Below are 14235 nucleotides of genomic sequence, written 5' to 3' on the forward strand. Positions count from 1 at the left end.
ATTAAACTCCAACGCCGATCCTTCGGGAAGCCAGGGGACCCGACAGATGCACGGCCTGATCAACCGCTCGATCCAGAGCTTTTTGCGCGATACCTACGGCCAGCCGCTCTGGCTGCGCGTGGCGCAGGACGCCCGCCTCGGCTTCGAGAATTTCGAAGCCATGCTCGCCTATGACGACGCGCTGACCGAGGCGGTGCTCAACGCCGCCACGGCCGCCCTCGACCGGCCGAGGGAAGCGCTGCTGGAAGACCTCGGAACCTATCTCGTCTCGCATCCGAACCTCGAACCGCTGCGCCGGCTTCTCCGCTTCGGCGGCGTCAGCTTCGTCGATTTCCTGCATTCGCTGGACGATCTGCCCGAACGCGGCCGCCTCGCCGTGCCGGACCTGCACCTGCCGCAGTTCGCGCTTGTCTCCTACGCCCCCAACCAGTTCGTGCTGCGCTGCAGGGCAGAGCCGCCCGGCTTCGGCCATGTCATGGTGGGCGTGCTGCGCGCCATGGCCGACGATTACGGTGCGCTGGCCATGCTCGACTATGCCGGCCGCCTGGCCGGGGTGGAGTCGATCTCGATCGAACTGCTGGAGGCGCGCTTCGCCGCTGGCCGCCCGTTCAGCCTGATCTCCGGGACCCACCCCTGATGGCGGGCCGGCCGCTCACGCCCGCCGCCCCGCTGGGCCTTCCGCCGAAGGCGCTGGCGCAGCTCATGCCGATGTATCTCTGGCTCTCGGCAGAGGGGGTGATCCGCGGCGCCGGGCCGACGCTCGGAAAGCTCCTGCCCGGCAATCCGCTGGGCCAGAACCTCTCCGCGCTCTTCACCCTGCGCCCCCCGCGCGCGCTGGGCGACGGGGCGGATCTCGCCACCCTCACCGGCGTCCGCCTGCAGCTGCAGCTTAAATCCCCGCCCGCCACCAGCTTTCGCGGCATCGCCGTTGCCTTGGCGGAGGGGCAGGGGATCCTCCTCAACCTCTCCTTCGGCATCGGCGTGGCAGAGGCGGTGCGCATCCACGACCTGACCGATGCCGATTTCGCACCGACCGACCTGACGGTGGAGATGCTCTACCTGTCAGAGGCCAAGTCCGCCGTCCTGCAGGAGCTGCGCGCGATGAACCGCCGCCTGCAGCAGGCCAAGGTCGCGGCGGAGGAGCAGGCGCTCACCGACACGCTCACCGGCCTCGCCAACCGCCGCGCGATGGATCAGGCGCTGGACCGGCTGATCGGGCGGTCCGCGCCCTTCGGCCTCGCCCATCTCGACCTCGACCATTTCAAGCAGGTCAACGACAGCCACGGCCACGGCGCGGGCGACCGCGTGCTGCAGGTCGTCGCCCGCGTCCTGACCGAGGAGACGCGAACCGGCGACATCGTCGCCCGGGTCGGCGGCGACGAATTCGTGCTGATCTTCCCGGGGCTTGCGCAGATAGAGGCCATGGGCCCCATCGCCGAACGCATCATCGCCCGCCTGTCGGAGCCCATCGACTACCGCGGCGAGCCCTGCCGCCTCTCCGCCAGCATCGGCATGACCGTCTCCAGCCTCTATGCCAAGCCGGAGGCGGATCGCATGCTCAGCGATGCCGACCGCGCGCTCTATGCGTCCAAATCCGGCGGCCGCAGCCGCGCCACCGCCTGGTCGCTGCAGGACCCCCCGCCGACGGACCGCCGCGGCCGCGGCCCTCAGCCCCCCACGGAGGGCAGCGCCCCGGCCGTGGTCGCGAAGAAGCCGTAGCCGTTCGGGCCAAGCGTCAGCCGCCCCTCCGCCAGCGCAACGCCGCAGGAAGGCCCGACCCAGTCGCCCGCGCCAGCGAAGGACAGCGTCTGCGCCCTTGGCGAGAGGTTGTAGAGGCAGGTCAGCGTCCGCTCGCCCAGGCTGCGCTGGAAGCCCAGCACCGGCTCGGCCAGGTCGAGGAACCGCGTCTTGCCCTGCCGCAGCACCGGCTCCGCCTGCCTGAAGGCCAGCGCCGCGCGATAGGCCGCCAGCACCGATCCCGGATCGGCCGCCTGCGCATCGACCGCCCGCGCCGCCTGGGGCGGTTTCACCGGCAGCCAGGGCCGGGCCGCCGAAAACCCCGCGTTCGGCGCCGCGGCCTCCCAGACCATCGGCGTCCGGCAGCCGTCGCGCCCCTTGTTCTCGGGCCAGAACTTCAGCCCCGGCGGATCCGTCAGCTCCTCGTAAAGAAGGTCCGTGTCGGTCTGCCCCAGCTCCTCGCCCTGGTAGATGCCGATCGTGCCCTCGAAGCCGATGAGCATGGCGATGGCGAGCTTCGCCAGCGCCTCGGGGCTTGCGCCGTGCTTCTCCCAGCGGCTGACATGGCGGATCACGTCGTGGTTGGAGAAGCTCCACCACGGCCAGCCGTCCGGCGCGCCGGTGAAGAACCCCTCGATCAGCTTGCGGAAATGCCCGGCCGTGAAGCGCGGGCCCAGCATCTCGAAGGAATAGGCCATGTGCAGCCGGTCACTGCCGCGGGTATATTCCTCCATCACCTGCAGCGCGCGGTGGTTCTCGCCGACCTCGCCCACCATGGTGCGCGCACCGTACCGGTCGGTCAGTGCCCGCATCCGCTTCAGGAAGCCGATGTTTTCCGGCTGGGTCTTGGAATAGATCTGGTCCTGCATGTCATAGGGGATGATCGCCGGCCGCCCGTCGGGCTGGGCATAGGGCGGGTTGGGCCTCAGCTTCGCATCGCAGAAATAGTAGTTCACGGTGTCCAGCCGGAAGCCGTCCACCCCCCGCTTCAGCCAGAATTCCATCGTCTCCAGCAGCGCGTCCTGCACCGCGGGCTGGTGGAAGTTCAGGTCCGGCTGCTCGGCCAGGAAGTTGTGCAGATAGAACTGCCGCCGCCGCGTGTCCCATTCCCAGGCCGCGCCCCCGAAATGCGACAGCCAGTTGTTCGGCGGCGTGCCATCGGCCTGCGGATCGGCCCAGACATACCAGTCGGCCTTCGGATTGGTCCGGTCCGCCCGGCTTTCCGCGAACCAGGGGTGCTTGTCGGAGGTATGCGACAGAACCTGGTCGATGATCACCTTCAGCCCCAGCGCATGGGCGCGGGTGACCAGCGCGTCGAAATCCGCCAGCGTGCCGAAGAGCGGGTCGATATCGGTGTAATCGGAGACGTCATAGCCCATGTCGGCCATGGGCGAGGTGAAGATCGGCGACAGCCAGATCGCATCCACCCCGAGCGCCGCCACATGGTCGAGCCGCCGCGTGATCCCCGGCAGGTCGCCGATGCCGTTGCCCGTGCTGTCCTGGAAAGACCGCGGATAGATCTGATAGACCGTCGCGCCCCGCCACCACTCGCTCATCTTGCCTGCCCCGTTGCTGCACCTGCACGATTTCGGCACGGTCGCACGGGCCGCGAGACCTGTCAAAGCCCTCCCGCAGGGGCCCTGCGGCGCGGCAGACATCCGCACCCACCGCCCCGCCGGGCGCTGCCCTGTCTTCCGGCGGGACGGTGGGGAGGAGGCCGCCCGAACCCCGGGGAGAGAGATCTCCGGTCACGGGCGTGCATCTGCCCCGAAGGGGCGCTGGGAAGGGGGGAGAGGCGAGGGAAGGCGGGGCGGAATTGCCGGAAATGCGCCTCTGAATCGCGATTTCCGGCAATTCGAATTTAATTCTCGGTAACCCGAGTCCCGCCCGCGCCGGAATTCCGCGGCGCAATTCCCGTGGCGGGAATGACGGGACGCCTCAGAAGGCGAAGATGTTCTTGTTCGGGTCGTGCCGGCGGGACAGGAAGAACAGCTTCGCGTTGGCCGAGTTGCGGCCCGAGCGGCTGACGCCAGCACCGGCGTTGTGGTCGAGCGTGCGGAGGGCGGAGATGCGACCCTGGCGGGCTTTTTCAGCAAAGTTCTCGATCATGGCAGTTCTCCTGGCAGAGATGGTTCGGGTGCGTTTTCAGTGTGTTATACCCGGATTACCCGGGCGTTGTTGTCGTTTTCGGGCCTTGGCGCCGTTCCGGGTGGCATCTGCCTCCGTGCCGTCGCCTGCCTTCTGACACCCACTATGCCGTCCGATTCGAGGCGCAATTATGTGCGCCGCTTGTTATGACCTAGGAGAAGTCATGCGCAATCATGGCGGAACGAAGACACAATGCATTCGTTCCGTTAAGCTGACAATTTTTCATTTATTCTCCGGAATATGGCGCGCAATTGGCCTCGGGAAGAAATTCCCGTGCCATGCCCATTCGAATTTGTTCGGAATTGGACAGCCCCGAGGGGCGGCCGGATCAGCCGCGATCGGCGATCACGGCCTCCTCGTGCATCAGGCCCAGGACCTCGCGCTTCAGCGCCATGAAGGGCTCCGATGTCAGCGCCTCGATCCCCCGCGGCCGCTCCATCTCGACCGGGATGGAGCGTTTGATCCGGCCCGGCCGGGCCGTCATCACATGCACCACGTCGCCAAGAAAGATCGCCTCGTCGATGTCATGGGTGATGAACAGCACGGTCTTGCGGTGCTTCTGCCAGATCGACAGAAGAAGCTCCTGCATCAGCTGCCGGGTCTGGCTGTCGAGCGCGCCGAAGGGCTCGTCCATCAGAAGGATCCTCGGATCGTTGGCCAGCGCGCGGGCCAGCGCCACGCGCTGCCGCATCCCGCCCGAAAGCTCGTTCGGATAGCTCTTCTCGAAGCCGGCAAGGCCGACCTGTGCGATCAGCTCGTCGGCGATCCGCCCGCTCTCGGCCGGGCCCTTCCGCTTCAGCTTCGGCCCGAACATGACGTTGTCGCGCACCGTCAGCCAGGGGAAGAGCGTATAGCTCTGGAACACCATCCCGCGCTCGGCCGAGGGCCCGCGGATCGGCTTTCCGTCCAGCGTCATCTGGCCGGAGGTTGCCTCCTGCAGCCCGGCGACGAGCCGCAGGAGCGTGGACTTGCCGCAGCCCGAGGGCCCGACGATGACAGAGAACATGTTGTCCTCCACCCCGAGGGAAACCCTGTCGAGCGCCAGCACGGCGGGCTTGCGCTTGGGGGTGAAGCGGACGGTGACGTCGGTGATGTCGAGAAAAGCCATATCAGAACTCGGCCGACCAGGGCAGCAGGCGCCGGCGGGCAAATTTGAAGATCATGTCGGTAATCAGACCCAGAATCCCGATGGTGAAGACGCCAAGCAGGATCACGTCGGTGAAAAGCCCGCGCATCGCGTTCAGGATCATGTAGCCGAGGCCGGAGTTCGCGGCGACGAGCTCTGCCACCACCAGATAGGTCCAGGCCCAGCCCATTGTGACGCGCAGGTTGTCCATCACCCCTGGCATGCAGGCCGGCAGCAGGACGCGCCAGATCACCTGCCGTTTCGTGGCGCCCAGCGTGTAGGAGCAGTCGATCAGATCCTTCGACACCCGCGCGGAAACATCAGAGATCAGGATGAGTTGCTGGAAGAACGTGCCAAGGAAGATCACCATGATCTTCTGCTCCACCCCGATCCCGATCCACAGGATCAGCAGCGGGATCAGCGCCGAGACGGGGATGTAGCGCATGAAGCCGGTGATCGGCTCGATCAGCGCCTCCACCACCTTGAAGCTTCCCATCAGGATGCCCAGCGGCACCGACAGGACCGAGGCGAACAGGAAACCCAGCAGGATCACCGTCAGGCTCGCCTCGGTATTGTCGAGAAGCGAACCGTTGCCGATCCGCTTGATCGCCGCCGCCGCCACCTGGTCGGGCGGGGCAAGGAAATCCGGCGGGGTGAACCCGCCGTAGGTGAGCAGGCACCACAGCCCGAAGACGACCGCCACCGAGGCGATGCCGAGACTCACGTAGAGAGGCCGAGGAATCTCGACCTTCGGAGCGAAGTAATTCTGGGCCATGCTGCCTGCCGATGCCTTACTGAACGATGCCGAAGGTGATCAGGTCCGCCGGCGGCACGGAGACATCGCTCAGCCCTGCCTGCTTGTTGATCTCTTCTGCATCCGCGATCGTCTTGGTGATCGTGCCCGGGGCGGCCTTGGTTCCCATGAAGGACTTGTTCATCGCCGCGTCGTAATAGATGACGCCCGCGCGGGTCTCGGCGAAGGTCTTCGGGTCGTCCAGCCAGCCGCCCACGCCCTTGGCCATGATCTTGTCGGCCGCTTCAACGTGGGTCTTCTGCCATTCGACGGCCTTGGCCCAGGCGGCATAGAGCTTCTTCAGCTCCTCGGGATGCGCCTTGGCGAACTTGTCGGTGGTGGTGATGATGTCGGTGATCAGCCCCGGCGTGGTGGAGCTGTCGATCAGCAGGTGCCCGCCCTTGGCCTGCTTGCCGCGGGTCAGCCAGGGCTCCCAGGTCACCGCCGCGTCAAGCCGCCCGGCCACGAAGGCCGCGCCCGCGTCGCCCGCGGTCATGTTCTGGGTCTGCACGTCCTTCAGCGTCAGCCCGGCGCGCTTCAGCAGCACCGCAAGGAAGAACTGGCTCACCGACCCCTCGGCATAGCCGACCTTCTTGCCCTTCAGCTGGGCCACCGAGGTGATCGAATCCTTCGCCACGATGCCGTCGCCGCCATGGCTGTCGTCCATCGCGAAGACATAGGTCAGCGGGTGATCCTTGGAATAGAAGTTCAGCACCGTGTCGATGGTGGTCGCCGCAAGGTCGATCCGGTCGGCGATCAGCGCCGGCATCCGGGTTTTCGGGTCCTCCATCTTCAAGAGGTTCACCTCCAGCCCCTCATCCTTGAAGAACCCCTGGGCCTGGGCGATGTAGAGCGGCCCGTAGCCGACCCAGGTCGACAGCCCGATCGACAGCTTCGCCGCCTGGGCAAGGCCCGTCCCCGAGACGGTGACGAGCGCAGCAAGCGCAAGCGCCCGCAACGAACGCGAATGAACCGACATTTCGATCTCTCCTGTTGTTTCGTTTGTCATTGGCGCCGGTTCCGTCTTCGCGCGGCCGGTCGCTTCCGCCGGGCAGAGCGGGCCCGGCATCACGAACGCTAGAGCGGATTTGATTGCCGGGCAACGACTCACCCGCAGGCGGCTGACGAGCCGTTAAGCCTTTGGTCAAAAAAGAGGCGCTCAGCCCCGCCCGCCGAGAAATCTTTCGAATGCCATCAGCGTCTCGTCGGAGACATGATGCTCGATGCCCTCCGCGTCGCGCTCGGCCGATTCGGGCGGGACCCCCACCGCGATCAGAAGATCCACCACCACCCGGTGGCGAGAGCGCACGCGCTCGGCCATCTCGGCGCCCGCCTCGGTCAGGAAAACCCCGCGATAGGGGCGGGAGACGGCCAGCCCCTCGCGCTTCAGCCGGGCCACGGCCTTGGTCGCGGTCGGATGCGCGACGCCCATCAGCCGGGCGATGTCGGTGATCCGCGCCTCGCCATGCTCGCGGATCAGGTCGTCGATCATCTCGGTGTAGTCTTCCAGCAGCGCCTGCGCCTGCGCGGTGCGCGCCTGGCTGAAGCGTTCCGCCTGGGCGGCGGCCAGTGCCGGATCGTCGGGATCGGCGGGGGGTTCGTGGGTCATCATGACCGCTCCGTCGGTTGCCCCGGGCGGCCTTGGCCGGCGGCGGAAGAGTGGGCCGAGACCATACGGCGGCAGCCCGGCCTTGTAAACGACGCTGTCACCACAATGTGACGCCGGGGCTAATGCCGGTGCCCCATTGACAAGGTTGTAGCCAAGGCTACATTTCGGAGCCAGGGCAGCCGGGACCGCGAGACAGGCATATGAGCGACACGTCGATGACCAGCCGCACCCAGCAGCGGATTGCCGAGGTGCTGGCGGGCAGGGGCGGGGGCATCCGCTCCATGCTGGTCTTTGCCGGGCCGGCGGTGATCGCCTCGATCGCCTACATGGACCCCGGCAATTACGCGACGAACATCCAGGCGGGCTCCGGCTACGGCTTCAGCCTGCTCTGGGTCGTGCTGATGGCGAACCTGATCGCCATGCTGTTTCAGGCGCTCTCGGCCAAGCTCGGCATCGTCACCGGCCGCAACCTGGCCGAAATCTGCGCCGACCAGTTCTCCCGCCCCGTGGTGATCGTGCTGTGGCTCGTCAGCGAGATCGCGGCAATGGCCACCGACCTTGCCGAATTCCTCGGCGGCGCGCTTGGCCTCGCGCTGCTCTTCAACCTGCCGCTGCTCGCGGGGATGGGCGTCACCGCCATCGTCACCTACGTGATCCTGCTGGTCGAGGGCCGCGGCTTCCGCCCGATGGAGCTGGTGATAACCGCCTTCGTCGCGATCATCGGCCTCTGCTACCTGGCGGAGCTCTTCATCGCGCCCATCGACTGGGCCGCGGCCGGCACCGGCCTCGTCGTGCCGAGGATCCCCGACGCGGCGGCGCTGACCATCACGGTCGGCATCATCGGCGCCACCGTCATGCCGCATGCGATCTTCCTGCATTCCGGGCTGACGCAGCACCGGGCGGTCGCGCGCAATGACGCCGACCGGCGAAAGCTCGTGCGCTTCTCCAATGTCGAGGTCGTCCTCGCCCTCGGTGTCGCTGGCATGATCAACATGGCGATGGTGATGATGGCCGCCGCCGCCTTCCACGCCGGCCATTCCGAGGTGGCCGAGATCGAGACCGCCTATCATTCGCTGACCCCGCTTCTGGGCGGCTTCGCGGCGGCGGTCTTCCTGGTGTCGCTGATCTCCTCGGGCATCTCCTCCTCGGTCGTCGGCACGATGGCGGGGCAGATGATCATGCAGGGCTTCGTGCGCTTCACGATCCCGATCTGGCTGCGCCGTCTGGTGACGATGATCCCGGCCTTCGTGGTGGTCGCCCTCGGGGTGGACGCGACCCGCGCGCTGGTGATGAGCCAGGTGGTTCTGTCCATCGCGCTGCCGGTGCCGATGGTGGCGCTGGTGATCTTCACCAACCGGCGCGACCTGATGGGCGACTTCGCCAACGGCCCGGCGGTGCGGGTTCTGGCGGTAATCGGTGCCGGGGCGGTGCTGCTGCTGAACGCCGTGCTGATCGCCCAGGTCGTCGGCGTGCCGATCCCCTTCCTCGCCTGACCGGCCCGGCCGGGCCGGACGCTCAGGGGCGGGGCGCCGGGGCGGGCGTCGAGAGGGGTGTTGCGCAAACCGGCCCCCCACCGTCCCGGTTTTCGGTATTTTACGGTGCGAAAGCGGTGTGAAATCTGTGCTGAATCGGCAGGGGATTTTTCAGGCCGCATCAGCGCCTTGCGCACGCCGCGTGCCGACCCCCGAAAATGGATCGACCGGGCCCCCGCCTGCGGGAAACCCGGTCGTATCGTGGTATCGTGGTATCGTGCCTCGGGCCCTTTCGGGCCCCGGCCGTCTTCAGGCAGCCCGCGGCAGCTTGCGCGCGACTTCCTGCAGGGCGATCTCATGGAACATCGAGGGGCTGATGCCCAGGTCCATCATCTCGCGTTCGTCAAGCTGGCTGAGTTCCGAAAGCGCCCGCTCGTAGATCCGGCGCCGCGCCCGGGCAGTACGCCAGGTCTCGCGGAGGGCCGCAATCTTGTGGGTGATCGAGCCGCGGTTTTCGCTCAGCGTCGTGGTGGTAGCAGTCATCTTGCGATCCTCCGGGTTCAGGCTTCGGCGGACGCTTCGGAGGCGACGTCGCGAAGCATGCCGCGGACCAGTCCGATGTCTTCCAGCTCGCGGTCGCTCAGGGCCGAAAGCTCATTGTAAACGCGGACATAGACCGCGTGGCGGCGCAGCTTGGCGCGCAGTTGGGCGAACAGCCCGAGGCCGGAGTTTGCCGGCAGGTTGGTGGTCAGGGTGGTCATCGTCATTTCCGTTTCTGCAGTCTTTTTTCTGCACTGCAGAAATAGGCTTTTCCACAGGAAATCGAAGGGGGATAAAGAGCATTCCCGTCATGCTTCCGACGCATGGCCTCGACGCTGTGCGCAGGGCTGAGGGGCCATGGGGGGTGTGCTGGGAAGGGGCGGGCGGGCTAGTGCCCGCCGCCCGCTCCGGCCCCGCGCGGGGCGGGTTTCTGCATCGCGATCGCCAGCAGCGACAGGGCCGCGAAGAGCGCCGTCAGCAGCGTGAAGATATCGATGAACGACATCACCGTCGCCTGCTTGCGGACCATGCCGGACAGCTGCGCAAGCGCCCCCATCCTGGGATCCGCCACGCCGGCCGCGGTCATGCCCTGCTGGATCGTGTGCAAGGTGCCCATCGCCTGCGCATTGGCCCAGTTCAGCCCCTCCGACAGCCGCTCGTAATGCAGCGTGCCGCGCTTGATCAGCAGCGTGTTGATGATCGCCAGCCCCACCGCGCCGCCGAGGTTCCGCATCAGGTTGTAAAGCCCCGAGGCCCCCTTCAGCTTCATCGGCGACAGGGTTCCCAGCGCCAGGTTGTTGATCGGCACCATGCAGAGCATCAGCGACATGCCACGCAGGATCTGCGGCACCAGAAGCTCCCAGAAATCCCACTGGTCGGTCATATAGGTCAGCTGCCAGCAGGACAGCGCGAAGCCGAGGAACCCCACGATCAGCATGATCCGCGGATCGAGCTTGGACGACAGCATCCCCGCGAAGGGCGCCGTGCAGAACATCGCCAGGCCCGAGACGAACATCGTCTCGCCGATCATCAGGCTGTCGTAGCCCCGGATCTCGGCCAGGTAGACGGGGTAGAGATAGGTCAGCCCGTAAAGCCCCATGCCGAGCACGAAGGAGAAGACGCAGCCCATGGCGAAGTTGACGTTCCGGAAGGCGGAGAAATCCACCACCGGCAGCTTCACCGTGAAGGTCCGCACGAAGAAGGTCACGCAGCCGACGACGGAGATGACCGCCATCGTCCGCACCATGCCGTCCGACAGCCAGTCGTGCTGGGGCCCTTCCTCAAGCACGTATTCCAGCCCGCCCAGGAAGCCCGCCATGCCGATCAGTCCCCACCAGTCGAACTGCTTCAGAAGTCCGGGCTCCGGCTGGTCGAAATCGATCAGGTTCCAGGCCGCGAAGGCCACGAAGATCCCCGGCGGCACGTTGACCAGGAACAGCCAGTGCCAGGAATAGGTGTCCGACAGGTAGCCGCCGATGGTCGGCCCGATGGTCGGCGCCAGCGTCGCGATCAGGCCGATCAGGGGCGAGACGATGTTCTGCTTGGACGGCGGGAAGATGGTGAAGGCCGCCGCGAAGACCGACGGGATCATGCCGCCGCCGATGAAGCCCTGGATCGCCCGATAGATCATCATCTGGTCGATCGTCGTCGCGGTCGAGCAGAGGAACGAGGCCGCCGTGAACCCCAGCGCCGAAACGGTGAAGAGAACCCGCGTCGACAGGATCCGCCCGAGGATCCCGGACAGCGGGATCATCACCACCTCGGCGATCAGATAGGCGGTCTGGACCCAGGCCACCTCCTCCTGCGAGGCGGAAAGGCCTGCCTGGATCTCGCTCAGCGAGGCCGCGACGATCTGGATGTCCAGGATCGCCATGAACATGCCGAAGACCATCGCCATGAAGGCGAAGACCCGGCGCGGCGTAAGGGAACCCTCGGGCGCCATGACGTGCTTCCTTTCCTGAACCGGTTGCGGCCGCGCTTAGGGGCGCGACCGGCTGTCGACGCTGACCACGGCCGAAAGCCCGGCCTGCAGCTTGCCCGAGTCGAGCAGCGACTTCGGCAGCTTGATGCGCACCGGCACCCGCTGGACGACCTTGGTGAAGTTGCCGGTCGCGTTCTGCGGCGGCAGCAGCGAGAACTCGGACCCGGTCGCCGGCGCCAGAGAGGCCACGATGCCCGGGAATTGCTGGCCCGGCAGCGCGTCGATCGTCACGTTCACCGTCTCGCCGGGCGCGATGCCGGGAAGCTGCGTTTCCTTGTAGTTGGCCTCGATATAGATCGCATCCGTCGGCACCACCGCGGCGATCTTCTGCCCCGGCGAGACGAGATCGCCGACATGCACGGCGAGGTTCGCCACCTTCCCGTCCACCGGCGCGCGCAGCACCGTGCGGTCGAGGTTGCGCTGGGCCTGGTCGACGGCGAGCTTCAGGCTCGCAAGCTGGCTCTGCGCCTCGGCCCGTTGCGCCTGCAGCACGCTCACATTGGCCTTGGCCGCCGTGATCGCCGCATTCGCGCCGGTGACCGCCGCCTGCGCCTGGTCGAGCGCGGCGGAGGCGTCATCCACCGCCGATTGCGCGGCGACGGAGCTCTTGGCCAGCGCCTGGACCCGGTCGTATTTCGATTGCGCGTTCTTCAACCCGGCCTTGGCGGAAACCTTCTGCGCATCGGCCTGCTCCACGGCGGCGCGGGCGGCCTCGACCTGGGCGGCGATCCGGTTGATCGTCACTTCCTGGGTATTGACCTGGCTCTGCGCCGTCTTCAGCGCGTTCACGAAGTCGCCGTCGTCAAGCCGCATCAGAAGCTGGCCGGCCTTGACCTTCTGGTTCTCGTGCACCGCGATCTGCTTCACGTAGCCCTGCACCTTGGGCGCGATCGCGGTGATGTCCGCCTTCAGATAGGCGTCATCGGTCGACACCAGGTACTGGCCGGTCGTCCAGTAATAATAGCCTTCCTTCGCCGCGAAGCCGAGCGCAACCAGCGCCACGGCCCCCAGGATCAGGCGCCTGCGGCCGCCCTTCTTCGGCGCGGCCGCGACGGGCTGCGGCTTCGGGGCAGGGGCTTCGGCCTCGTGCCGGCCGGGGAACGGTTTGACTTCGGCGTCACGGGCGTCTTCCGCCGACCCGGCAGGTTTTGTCACTTGGTCCATTGCGCGTATCCCGATAAAAAATGTACCGAACCGTTTGGTTCGAGGCGTTGACATAACGCTGTTCGAATGCCATTTCAAGAGAAATCGAACCGGGCGGTTCGACGATTTTTCCTGGAAGGGGAACTAGTGTCATGAATATCCAAGACAAGGGCGCGGGCCGCGCCGGCGGGCCGAAGGGCGACGGGGCAGAGGCCTCCTGCAAGCTGCGGCTGGCCGCGGGGCAGGACCCGGCGAAGAGGCTTCAGATCCTCGACGGCGCCTACCGGGTGATCGAGCGCATGGGCTATGACGCGGCCTCCGTGAACGATATCGCGCGCGAGGCGGGCGTGTCGAAGGGCACGATCTACGTCTATTTCAGCGACAAGGAGGATATGTTCGAGGCGCTGATGGCGCATAAGCGCGAACAGATCTTCGACGCGCTCGACGCGGAGCTGAAGAAGGACGGCACCACCGCCGAACGCCTGCGCCGCTACGCCATCCGCAAGACGACAGAGCTCTGCTCCGACCCCGTGATCCGCGCTCATCGCGTGATCATCGGCGTGACAGAGCGGATGCCGGAGATGGGCCTGCGCTTCTACGAGCGCGGCAACACCCGCGGCTCGAAGATCCTCCAGGACTTTCTGGGCGAAGAGGTCGCGGCCGGCCGCCTCGCCATCCCTGACGTGCAGCTTGCCGCCGCGCAGTTCTTCGAGCTGTCGATGGCGGGTCTTTTCCGCCGCCGCCTCTTTGGCCATCTGCCCAAGCCGCCGACCGAGGCGGAGATCGCCCGCATCGTCGATGCTGCGCTGGAGATGTTCCTCTGCCGTTACGGCGTCGAGGCCTGATCCGCCCGCCGGCCCTGCCGGGCCTCCTCGCGGATCAACCGAGGGCGCCCGGAGCGACGGAATAGCACCACGCCCTGCTGACCTGGGTCAGATCGCCAGGTATTCGTGGCGCAGTTCGGTGTTCTCCAGCACTTCCTTTGCGGAACCGTCGAAGACCACCTGCCCGGTGTCCAGGATGATCGCCCGGTTCGCCAGCTTCAGCGCGCGGATCGCGTTCTGCTCCACCAGGACCGTGGTGATGCCCTGGGCCTTGATGACGTTCAGCGTCTTCTCGATCTCGTCCACGATCACCGGCGCGAGGCCCTCGTAGGGTTCGTCGAGAAGCAGAACCTTGATATCCCGGGCAAGTGCCCGCGCGATGGCCAGCATCTGCTGCTCGCCGCCCGAGAGCGTCACGCCCTCCTGCTTGCGCCGCTCGCCGAGCCGCGGGAACAGCTCGTAGAGCCGCTCCCGCGACCAGCCCACGGGCGGCACGATCTGCGCCAGCTGCAGGTTCTCCTCCACCGTCAGCCCGGGGATGATGCGCCGATCCTCCGGCACCAGCGCCATGCCGGCCACGGCTGCCTGATGCGCGCTCATCCGGTGAAGCGGCTGATGGTCGAGCCAGATCTCGCCCCCCGCGAGCCGTGGATTGCCGAGCCGCGCGATGGCGCGCAGGGTGGAGGTCTTGCCGGCCCCGTTGCGGCCCAGCAGTGCGAGGATCTCGCCCTCGTGCAGGTTCAGGCTGACGCCCTGCACGATGTAGCTTTCGCCGTAATAGGCGTGGATGTCCCAGACCGAGAGGAAGGCGGGCGCCGTCTCGGCATGGTTGGCGTTCGGATTGAACGGCTTGGTCATGGCT

The 14235-nt window shown here is 66.7% G+C and carries 15 protein-coding genes; 4 read left to right on the forward strand and 11 right to left on the reverse strand.

Translation table 11 applies throughout. The annotated features are described in order from the left end of the window. The first annotated feature begins 46 nt into the window (after positions 1–46). Both EIP85_RS02590 and EIP85_RS02595 read left to right on the forward strand, forming a co-directional pair. Positions 47–637, forward strand: a complete 591-nt coding sequence (locus EIP85_RS02590) for a heme NO-binding domain-containing protein (protein WP_127900590.1) — start codon at positions 47–49, stop codon at positions 635–637. Continuing rightward, positions 637–1719 carry a GGDEF domain-containing protein gene (locus tag EIP85_RS02595; protein WP_127900591.1) on the forward strand — a complete coding sequence of 361 codons (1083 nt, stop codon included), beginning with the start codon at positions 637–639 and terminating at the stop codon, positions 1717–1719. The genes EIP85_RS02590 and EIP85_RS02595 overlap by 1 nt, the downstream gene beginning before the upstream one ends. Here EIP85_RS02595 and EIP85_RS02600 read toward each other — a convergent pair. From EIP85_RS02600 to mntR, 6 genes are all read right to left on the reverse strand, one after another. Continuing rightward, positions 1668–3293: an alpha-glucosidase gene (locus tag EIP85_RS02600; RefSeq protein WP_127900592.1), complete on the reverse strand. Its 1626-nt coding sequence runs from the start codon at positions 3291–3293 to the stop codon at positions 1668–1670. The genes EIP85_RS02595 and EIP85_RS02600 overlap by 52 nt on opposite strands. Before the next feature lie 382 nt (positions 3294–3675). Then, complete coding sequence (locus EIP85_RS22720; RefSeq protein ID WP_164871624.1) at positions 3676–3846, reverse strand: hypothetical protein; 171 nt, start codon at positions 3844–3846, stop codon at positions 3676–3678. Positions 3847–4213: 367 nt separating this feature from the next. Further along, on the reverse strand, positions 4214–4993 hold the full coding sequence (locus EIP85_RS02605) for an ABC transporter ATP-binding protein (RefSeq protein ID WP_127900593.1): 780 nt from the start codon (positions 4991–4993) through the stop codon (positions 4214–4216). Between the two features lies 1 nt (position 4994). Next, positions 4995–5786: an ABC transporter permease gene (locus tag EIP85_RS02610; RefSeq protein ID WP_127900594.1), complete on the reverse strand. Its 792-nt coding sequence runs from the start codon at positions 5784–5786 to the stop codon at positions 4995–4997. A gap of 16 nt (positions 5787–5802) precedes the next feature. Further along, a complete protein-coding gene (locus EIP85_RS02615; protein ID WP_127900595.1) occupies positions 5803–6783 on the reverse strand; it encodes an ABC transporter substrate-binding protein in 981 nt (326 codons plus the stop codon). Between the two features lie 180 nt (positions 6784–6963). Continuing rightward, complete coding sequence (mntR, locus tag EIP85_RS02620; RefSeq protein WP_127900596.1) at positions 6964–7413, reverse strand: manganese-binding transcriptional regulator MntR; 450 nt, start codon at positions 7411–7413, stop codon at positions 6964–6966. A gap of 200 nt (positions 7414–7613) precedes the next feature. Here mntR and EIP85_RS02625 point away from each other — a divergent pair, with 200 nt between their 5' ends. Further along, the gene (locus EIP85_RS02625) at positions 7614–8906 is read left to right on the forward strand and encodes an Nramp family divalent metal transporter (RefSeq protein WP_127900597.1); all 1293 of its coding nucleotides are present in this window, start codon (positions 7614–7616) and stop codon (positions 8904–8906) included. Positions 8907–9194: 288 nt separating this feature from the next. Here EIP85_RS02625 and EIP85_RS02630 read toward each other — a convergent pair whose 3' ends face one another. The 4 genes from EIP85_RS02630 to EIP85_RS02645 all read right to left on the reverse strand — a co-directional run bounded on the left by EIP85_RS02630 (position 9195) and on the right by EIP85_RS02645 (position 12570). Then, positions 9195–9428: a YjiS-like domain-containing protein gene (locus tag EIP85_RS02630; protein ID WP_127900598.1), complete on the reverse strand. Its 234-nt coding sequence runs from the start codon at positions 9426–9428 to the stop codon at positions 9195–9197. A gap of 17 nt (positions 9429–9445) precedes the next feature. Next, the gene (locus tag EIP85_RS02635; protein ID WP_241559869.1) at positions 9446–9646 is read right to left on the reverse strand and encodes a DUF1127 domain-containing protein; all 201 of its coding nucleotides are present in this window, start codon (positions 9644–9646) and stop codon (positions 9446–9448) included. A gap of 167 nt (positions 9647–9813) precedes the next feature. Beyond that, a complete protein-coding gene (locus tag EIP85_RS02640; RefSeq protein WP_127900600.1) occupies positions 9814–11367 on the reverse strand; it encodes a DHA2 family efflux MFS transporter permease subunit in 1554 nt (517 codons plus the stop codon). Between the two features lie 36 nt (positions 11368–11403). Further along, positions 11404–12570 carry an HlyD family secretion protein gene (locus EIP85_RS02645; RefSeq protein WP_127900601.1) on the reverse strand — a complete coding sequence of 389 codons (1167 nt, stop codon included), beginning with the start codon at positions 12568–12570 and terminating at the stop codon, positions 11404–11406. Positions 12571–12701: 131 nt separating this feature from the next. Between EIP85_RS02645 and EIP85_RS02650 the strand changes: the two genes are divergently transcribed. Beyond that, entirely contained in the window at positions 12702–13394 is a 693-nt protein-coding gene (locus tag EIP85_RS02650; protein ID WP_127900602.1) for a TetR/AcrR family transcriptional regulator, read from the forward strand. An 87-nt stretch (positions 13395–13481) separates the two neighbouring features. Here EIP85_RS02650 and EIP85_RS02655 read toward each other — a convergent pair whose 3' ends face one another. Continuing rightward, complete coding sequence (locus EIP85_RS02655) at positions 13482–14231, reverse strand: ABC transporter ATP-binding protein (protein WP_127900603.1); 750 nt, start codon at positions 14229–14231, stop codon at positions 13482–13484. Between the last annotated feature and the right edge of the window lie 4 nt (positions 14232–14235).

Source organism: Solirhodobacter olei, from assembly GCF_004010155.1.
GTDB classification, from domain to species: Bacteria; Pseudomonadota; Alphaproteobacteria; order Rhodobacterales; family Rhodobacteraceae; genus Solirhodobacter; species Solirhodobacter olei.

Excerpts from the sequence above, each read along its gene's own strand:
- EIP85_RS02635 (WP_241559869.1), bottom strand. The coding sequence starts at position 9,646 with ATGACCACCCTGACCACCAACCTGCCGGCAAACTCCGGCCTCGGGCTG.
- EIP85_RS02630 (WP_127900598.1), bottom strand. The coding sequence starts at position 9,428 with ATGACTGCTACCACCACGACGCTGAGCGAAAACCGCGGCTCGATCACC.
- EIP85_RS02615 (WP_127900595.1), bottom strand. The coding sequence starts at position 6,783 with ATGTCGGTTCATTCGCGTTCGTTGCGGGCGCTTGCGCTTGCTGCGCTC.
- EIP85_RS02640 (WP_127900600.1), bottom strand. The coding sequence starts at position 11,367 with ATGGCGCCCGAGGGTTCCCTTACGCCGCGCCGGGTCTTCGCCTTCATG.
- EIP85_RS02645 (WP_127900601.1), bottom strand. The coding sequence starts at position 12,570 with ATGGACCAAGTGACAAAACCTGCCGGGTCGGCGGAAGACGCCCGTGAC.
- EIP85_RS02605 (WP_127900593.1), bottom strand. The coding sequence starts at position 4,993 with ATGGCTTTTCTCGACATCACCGACGTCACCGTCCGCTTCACCCCCAAG.
- EIP85_RS02610 (WP_127900594.1), bottom strand. The coding sequence starts at position 5,786 with ATGGCCCAGAATTACTTCGCTCCGAAGGTCGAGATTCCTCGGCCTCTC.
- EIP85_RS02600 (WP_127900592.1), bottom strand. The coding sequence starts at position 3,293 with ATGAGCGAGTGGTGGCGGGGCGCGACGGTCTATCAGATCTATCCGCGG.
- EIP85_RS02590 (WP_127900590.1), top strand. The coding sequence starts at position 47 with ATGCACGGCCTGATCAACCGCTCGATCCAGAGCTTTTTGCGCGATACC.
- EIP85_RS02595 (WP_127900591.1), top strand. The coding sequence starts at position 637 with ATGGCGGGCCGGCCGCTCACGCCCGCCGCCCCGCTGGGCCTTCCGCCG.
- EIP85_RS02625 (WP_127900597.1), top strand. The coding sequence starts at position 7,614 with ATGAGCGACACGTCGATGACCAGCCGCACCCAGCAGCGGATTGCCGAG.
- EIP85_RS02650 (WP_127900602.1), top strand. The coding sequence starts at position 12,702 with ATGAATATCCAAGACAAGGGCGCGGGCCGCGCCGGCGGGCCGAAGGGC.
- EIP85_RS02655 (WP_127900603.1), bottom strand. The coding sequence starts at position 14,231 with ATGACCAAGCCGTTCAATCCGAACGCCAACCATGCCGAGACGGCGCCC.
- EIP85_RS22720 (WP_164871624.1), bottom strand. The coding sequence starts at position 3,846 with ATGATCGAGAACTTTGCTGAAAAAGCCCGCCAGGGTCGCATCTCCGCC.
- mntR (WP_127900596.1), bottom strand. The coding sequence starts at position 7,413 with ATGACCCACGAACCCCCCGCCGATCCCGACGATCCGGCACTGGCCGCC.